Genomic DNA, 423 nt, shown 5'->3' with positions numbered 1-423 from the left:
CCCGAGGCTTATCGCAGCCTCCTACGTCCTTCATCGGCTCCTGGTGCCAAGGCATCCACCGTACGCTCTTCATTACTTACAACAAAGATGCTCGCGTCCACTGTGCAGTTCTCAAACAACACACAACACTCAGGCTCCAAGCAGACACCAACAAGAAAAAATTCTTGCGGTATGACCGCGCCTGAACATTGTCGTTACTTCCTAGAGAGGAAACACTCGCGTGTTCTCTCAGGACCCAACAGTATGTCGATATATTGTTCGCCGGCCTCCCACAGAGGAGAAACCGTACGACGATCAAGTTTGTCAGCGTCCACCCATGAGCTCCCGCCGGACCACAAGTGGGTCCGAAACAGGCTCTGCCAACCAACCATCCACCTGTGTGGATATTGGATTGGAGAATGCTCCTTAGAAAGGAGGTGATCC

General features: G+C 52.5%; 1 rRNA gene. It reads right to left on the bottom strand.

Going from position 1 to position 423, the window contains the following annotated elements:
• A 23S ribosomal RNA gene (locus G8767_RS35345) occupies positions 1–82 on the bottom strand; the annotation flags it as partial.
• Between the last annotated feature and the right edge of the window lie 341 nt (positions 83–423).

Origin of the sequence: Rhodococcus sp. IC4_135 (genome assembly GCF_011602025.1) — a bacterium.
Lineage (GTDB): Bacteria > Actinomycetota > Actinomycetes > Mycobacteriales > Mycobacteriaceae > Rhodococcus_F > Rhodococcus_F baikonurensis.
The sequence above is the reverse complement of the archived record's forward strand: the minus strand, read 5'-3'. Positions and strand labels throughout refer to the sequence as shown.